This is a genomic window from Pseudomonadota bacterium, from assembly GCA_022361155.1.
GTDB lineage: Bacteria > Myxococcota_A > Polyangia > Polyangiales > JAKSBK01 > JAKSBK01.
The window spans coordinates 1-5,571 of the sequence record JAKSBK010000102.1; the positions used below are offsets into that span (position 1 = coordinate 1).

The 5,571-nt window shown below is 65.2% G+C and carries 4 protein-coding genes; 1 reads left to right on the forward strand and 3 read right to left on the reverse strand.

Features of this window, described 5'->3' with window-relative positions:
- From MJD61_03525 to MJD61_03535, 3 genes are all read right to left on the reverse strand, one after another.
- On the reverse strand, positions 1-235 hold a 235-nt coding region (locus tag MJD61_03525; protein MCG8554346.1), incomplete at its 3' end, for a hypothetical protein.
- A gap of 11 nt (positions 236-246) precedes the next feature.
- Entirely contained in the window at positions 247-933 is a 687-nt protein-coding gene (locus MJD61_03530) for a protein tyrosine phosphatase (GenBank protein ID MCG8554347.1), read from the reverse strand.
- A 45-nt stretch (positions 934-978) separates the two neighbouring features.
- Positions 979-2,364, reverse strand: a complete 1,386-nt coding sequence (locus MJD61_03535) for an HD domain-containing protein (GenBank protein MCG8554348.1) — start codon at positions 2,362-2,364, stop codon at positions 979-981.
- 163 nt (positions 2,365-2,527) lie between these two features.
- Here MJD61_03535 and MJD61_03540 point away from each other — a divergent pair, with 163 nt between their 5' ends.
- Positions 2,528-5,569, forward strand: coding sequence for a S41 family peptidase (locus tag MJD61_03540; protein MCG8554349.1), 3,042 nt, complete (start codon positions 2,528-2,530; stop codon positions 5,567-5,569).
- Positions 5,570-5,571 lie beyond the last annotated feature (2 nt).

Sequence of the window (5,571 nt, forward strand, 5' to 3'; positions counted from 1 at the left end):
CCGGCGCGATCAGGAAGCGCCAGCGGGTCGCACGAATCAGATGCACGAGCCAGAGCGTCAATACGTACGCTCCCACGCCGGACCAACTCACGTGCGCGAAGGCGTCTGCCGTCGGTATCAAGGGCAGCCCGCCCCGGGCGGCGAGCCAGGCGAACAGCCCGCCCAGGGCAAGGGAAAGCACCAGCTTGGCCCAGACCCGACGCAGCAGTCCCGGCGGGGAAAGGGTCGCGCTCACGGCCCCCACGTTCACGGCTCGTCCGCCGTTCCCTCGAGAATGCGGCGGGGATTCTCCGCCAACAGCTCGTACGCTTCCTCACGGCCGACCAGCGTATTCAGACGCGCGATCGCCTTTTCTACGACCTCGACGTCGCCGGGGGCGTGGCAATCGCTGCAGGCCGCGAAATAGACGCCCTCGGCGAGCATGCGTTCGGCGGCGCGCCTGGGCTTGCGTCCGTAGCGTCCCACCAGCGACATGATATCCAGCAGGGGTAGCACGCCCATGGTCAGCATGCGCTCGAGGGGGTCGGTGGTCCGGAAAAGCGGACCATAGCGTTCAGGGTGGGCCAGCACGGGGCGTACCCCGCGTACGTTCATCTGGAAGAAGCGCTGCTCGACATTAAGCGGGAACTGCTCCACCGAGAACTCCACCAGCGCGGCCTTGCCTCCCGGATACAGGAGCGCCTCGCCGGCTTCGAAAAGGCGCCAGAACATGTCGTCGCAGAAGTGCTCGCACGCCAGTCCGGTGGCCGGCATGTCCGGTGTGCCATCGGTGATCTCGAGGAAGCTCCTGTAGGCCGCGACGAGCCCGGGCTTGCGGTTGTCGAACATGGCCGTGCGGATGTGCGGGGTCGCCACCACCAAGTCGTAGCCAATACGGGACAGTCCCACGCATAGGCGCACGCCCTCTTCAACCGTCCGGACGCCGTCGTCCACCGCGGGAACATAGTGGCAGTGCAAGTCGATGTATCCAGGCAGTGTTCAGCCCTCCTCGCCGAGCGAGCCATCGAGCATGGCCAACAGCGTTTCGCGCCGGTTGAGCTCCGGCTGCTCCACGACCCGTTCGAGCAGCCTCCGGAGCATGCGACCCACCAGGGGTCCGGGGTCGCACTTCAGAGCCGCCATCACGTCGTGGCCATCGATTGCCAGATCCCTGGTTTCGAGCGCTGCCCCGGCTTGAATGACCTCATCGATTCGCTCCCGCAGTCGCTGCAGCGCAGCCAAGGCATCGTCGACCGGGAGTCCCTTGGCAAGGGTGTCGGCTCGGCAGAGCGCAAGCAGGCTGTCGACATGTGCGATCCCCACTCGCGCAAGGAAGCGGCGCACCGCAGCGCCGGACCATGCATCAGTATAGCAGACCAGGTGGTGACGAATCAGGTGCACCACCCGAGCCCGCTCGTCGTTCGAAAAGCGGTACTGGCTCAGCCAGGTCTCGGCCAGATCCGCGCCGAGCTTCTCGTGCCCGTAGAACGTGTAGTCCTCGGTCTGGCTCGAGAACGCCTTGGTGCGCGGTTTTCCGAGGTCGTGCAACAGCGCTGCCATGCGGATGATCGGGTCTGCTGGGCAGGCGTCCACGCACTTGAGCGTGTGGGTCCAGACGTCGTAGGCGTGGTAGCGATTCTGCCCGCACCCGACCTGCTCCAGCAGCGCGGGACAGACCACGGACAGGATCCCTGTCAAGCGCATGACCTCGAGGGCGCGCGAGGGGCGGCGGGCCGACAAGGCTTTCAGCCACTCGTCGCGAATCCGCTCGCGCGACACCTGTTTCAGACGCGCCAATGCGCCTCGGATCGCTTCGTGCACCTCGGGGTCGAGCTCGAACTCGAGCGTAGCCACGAACCTCGCCGCCCGAAGGACGCGCAACCCGTCTTCGTCAAAGCGGGCGCGAGGATCGCCAACCGTGCGCAGCAACCGCCGCTCCAGATCGAGCAGCCCACCGAACGGATCCAGCAGCCGGTCCGAAAGCGGGTCGTAGGCGATCGCGTTGACGGTGAAATCACGGCGCCCCAGGTCGAGCTCCAGGTCGTCGACGTAGGCGACGCTGTCGGGGCGCCGGCCGTCGGAGTAACCGGCCTCGGTGCGCAGCGTGGTCACCTCGTACGATTGCCCGCCCTCGCGTACGACCACGGTTCCATGCGCGATGCCGGTGGGGATTACGCGCTGGAAGAGGGCCTGGACTTGCTGGGGCCGCGCGGAGGTTGCGACGTCCCAGTCGTCCGGCGTCTTGCCACGCAACAGATCCCTGAGGCAGCCGCCGACCACCCAGGCGCCGTGCCCCCGCCCGGCCAGGCGGCGACAGATGTTCACAACCTGGTCCGGAATGGCTCCTGCTGGCACACTGGCAGCGATCATGGCGGCCCGTGACACGCGAATCCCCTGCTGAACAGTTGCGTGAGCGGCTGCGAGCTGGCGGTAGTCGAATCCACTACTTATACTGAGAAGAACCCTTCGGCAGCTTATCCTGACAGCCTCGCGGCCTTCGATGCGATCGATGCACAGATGGTGGAAGCCCTTGCTAGCAGTTGCCGCCGTGGCGACGGCTTTCTGTATCACGTTCGTCTGGCCGCGGCATAACAGTCTCGATTTTGATATCGACGCGTCTCCTCGAGCTCGGGCGGCCAAGCGCCAAAAACCGTACGATCTGGCTGAGGTTCGTGTCCTCAAGGCCGTCACGCAGAAGGTCAATGGGCACTACGTCGAGCCGGAGCGCATCGTTCACAAGAAGATGCTGCTGGCCGGGTTGAACGCTATCCAGCGTTCGGTGGCCCCGGTCTTGGTGGACTACGAAAACGGCGACTCGACCTTCACCGTCCACGTCAACGACAAGGAAAAGAGCTTCGAGTCGGCCGACGTGAACTCGCCGTGGGCGCTGACCTGGCTCTTCGAGAAGGTCTTCGAGTTCCTGCAGAAGCAGCTGCAGGACGAGGACATCGACCTGCGAGACGTGGAATATGCCGCTGTCAACGGGATGCTACGCACGCTCGACCCGCATTCGCTTCTACTGACCCCGGAAGAGTACTCGGAGATGCAGCTCAACACGCGCGGGGAGTTCGGTGGTCTCGGCATCGTGATCTCGATCCGCGATGGGCAGTTGACCATTATCCGGCCCATGCCCGGCACACCGGCGACCCGTGCGGGCCTCGCTCGACGGGATCGCATCGTCAAGATCAACGACGAGTCGACCCTGAACATGCCCCTGGAGGAAGCCGTCAAGCGACTGCGCGGGCCGCCAAGCTCCCAGGTGGCCGTGTGGATCGTGCGGGAGGGTGCGCGCGGCTGGAGGAAACCGCGACGGTTCGACCTCACGCGCGCGGTCATCCACGTGGAGTCGATCCACTCCAAGATGCTTGCGGAGAGCATCGGCTACGTGCGGATCAAGAACTTCCAGGCAAGCACCTGCGGGGACCTGCGCAAGGCCCTGCTCGGTTTACACCAGGGCCACATGCGCGGGCTGGTGCTCGACCTGCGTGACAACCCGGGCGGGCTGCTGCAGCAGGCCATCTGCGTGGCCGATACGTTCTTGCCCGACGGGACCATTGTGGCCACCTCGTCCAACGATCCGGAGAACCGTGAGCGCAAGAGCGCTCAGCGCAAGGGCACCGAGCCCTTCTATCCCATGGTCGTGCTGGCGAACGGTGGCAGTGCTTCGGCCAGCGAGATCGTTGCAGGCGCGCTCAAGAACCACGATCGAGCTCTGGTCGTGGGCAAGCAAACGTTCGGCAAGGGCTCGGTCCAGGTGCTGTACAGCGACGAGCGCGACGGCTGGGCGCTCAAGCTCACCATCGCGCACTACCTTACCCCCGGCGACGTGTCCATTCAGGGCGTGGGGATCACCCCCGATATCGTGATCGATCCCATGACCGTCGACAGGCTGGACATGGACATGGCGGTCGACAGCGCATACGTGCGCGAGTCGGACCTCCGAGCTCACCTGACCCACGCGCGCGCCCACGTGGCGGCCAAGCCTTCGGCCGTGCTGCGCTACTACTTGGATCGCGACACGCGGGCACGGCTGCGCGAAGCAAAGCCGGAGGACTCCGAGCAAAACGAGCAGGAGCACGAGTTCCTCACGGACTTCTCGCGCGAGCTGCTGCGTGCGGCAAAGCGTCCAGGCCGGCGCGAGCTGCTTCGCGACGCCAAGCCGGTCATCGAGACGCTGACGCAAAGGGAGCTGGCCCAGGCGGAGGCCGAGCTCGGCCGGCTCGGGGTCGACTGGACCGTGGGCGAGGATCGCGGTCCCAGCAAGGTCAAGGTGCAACTGTCAACAAGCGCTCCTGGCAACCACGCCCGGGCTGGCGAGCCGCTCGAGCTACGCGCAAGGCTTACCAACGTGGGCTCCGCCCCCTTGTACCGGTTGCGGGCCGTGACAAAGAGCGACTACCGTCTCTTCAGCGACCGCGAGCTCGTCTTCGGCAGGCTGAACCCGGGCCAGAGCCGTACCTGGTCGACCACCCTGGGGATCTGCAAGCGCGAGGATGGAAAGCGCGTCTGTGCCCTGCCCAAGTTCGTCCACGACCGGGCCGACGGCGTGCGGCTGCTCTTCAAGGAGGCTCATGGACATGCGCCGCCCGATGCCGAGATCCGGACTCGAATCACGAGTCTGCCGCGCCCGCAGTTCGCGTATGCGCTTCAGGTTTCGGACGCAGAAAAAGGCAATGGAAACGGAGTGATAGAGCGAGGGGAAACGGCGACGATCCACCTCAAAGTGCGCAACGTCGGCCGGGGCCAGGGTTACAAGACGCAAGCGAATCTCCGCAACATGAGCGGCCGGGGAATCCTGCTGCGCGACGGCCGTTTCCAGCTCGATAACCTCAAGCCCGGCGAGGAGCGGGATATCGCTTTCACGTTCGAGTCTCTCCCCGATTCGGACCAGTCCGAAGTCAAGCTCGGGATCTCGATCACTGACATCGATCTGCGCGAGCTCGTCAACGAAACGCTCAAGCTCGCCATCAAAGAACCGCAGAGCGACGAAATCAGGAAGGGGAGCGGTGCCGTGACCCTGCGGGACGGAGCCGTCGTCAGGGAGCGGCCGGACACGACCAGCAAGTCCGTTGCCAGCTGCACCGGGGGGCGTTGCGCTCTGCCGGTGCGAGCCCATTTCCGAGGCTTCACGCGCGTGGACACCGGAGACGGCCGGCAGGGCTGGATCGACGACGCACAGGTCACTGGCACCCATGGCCGGACACGAGGAAGGGTGGTAGCGGACCTCAACCACATGCCGCCACGGCTCGACGTCGACTACGGGCACACACTAGTGACTCGCAGTCCAACTCTGCGGCTGCGCGGTCGCGCAACCGACGAGACCCGAGTTCGCGACATGTACGTCTTCGTCGGCGCGCGCAAGGTATTCTACCGAGCCAACTCGGGATCGAACAGCCAGCGAGCAGCCGATTTCGAGACCGAGATTCCTCTCAGGGGCGGTATCAATTATGTTACCGTATTCGCACGGGAGAGTAACGACATCGTGTCCCGCAAGACCTTCGTCGTTCGCCGTGACGGGCCGGACGGATCCTTGCTGGAGACCCCCAAGCTGGACGACGAGACCTACTGGCTCGACGACGTGGCTGAGTGAGC